Source organism: Lactobacillus sp. HBUAS51381, from assembly GCF_012641095.1.
Classification (GTDB): domain Bacteria; phylum Bacillota; class Bacilli; order Lactobacillales; family Lactobacillaceae; genus Levilactobacillus.
On sequence record NZ_JAAVSC010000079.1, the window covers coordinates 1 to 962 of the forward strand.

Genomic DNA, 962 nt, shown 5'->3' on the forward strand with positions numbered 1-962 from the left:
ACGTATGGTGAAGCAGACCCAACCTTGACCAGTCAGTTATCTGGTGATTCAACGCTTGCACCTGGGCAAAAATTGTCAGACTTGGTCACGTTGACACGTGAACCTGGCGAAGATGTTGGCACTTACACGATTAATGGGACTTCAAAGAGTAATAATTATACTTTTGAAATAACGCCAAGTAAGCTAACGATTAACAAACGAGCGATTACTATTCAGGTTGACAATCAGAGTAAGACTTATGACGATACAGCTTCGACGGATCCAGAACTGACATGGCAGATTGTTTCTCAAGAAGGACTAGCTGAGAACGATACCCGCGATATGCTGAATGTCAGTTTGCAGAAACAAGCTGGCGAAGATGTTGGTCACTATGCCATTACGGGAACTTACGATAATGCTAACTATGCTGTTAAGTTTGTTGATGGGACATTTCTGATCAATCCACGGGTAGTTGCGGTCACAATTGATCCGCAAGAGAAGACGTATGGTGAACCGGACCCAACCTTAACCAGTCAGTTATCTGATGGCTCAACGCTTGCATCTGGGCAAAGATTGGAAGACTTGGTCACGTTGACACGTAAACCTGGTGAAGATGTTGGAACTTACACGATTAATGGGGCTTCAAGGAGTAATGACTATACTTTTGAAATAACGCCAAGTAAGCTAACAATTAACAAACGAGCCATTACTGTTCAAGTTGACAACCAGAGTAAGACCTATGACAATGCGACCTCGACAGATCCAACGTTGACGTGGCGGATTGTTTCTCAAGAAGGACTAGCTGAGAACGATACCCGCGATATGCTGAATGTCAGTTTGCAAAAACAAGCTGGCGAAGATGTTGGTCACTATGCTATTATGGAAACTTTTGATAATCCTAACTATGATGCTCAGTTTATTGATGGGACACTTCTGATCAATCCACGGGTAGTTGCGGTCATAATTGATCCGCAAGAAAAGAC

Annotated in this window: 1 protein-coding gene; it reads left to right on the plus strand. The window is 43.2% G+C overall.

Going from position 1 to position 962, the window contains the following annotated elements; all coding sequences use genetic code 11:
• Nucleotides 1-962 (plus strand): MBG domain-containing protein (locus HEQ50_RS12575; RefSeq protein WP_211089339.1); only part of this gene is annotated, 962 nt, incomplete at both ends.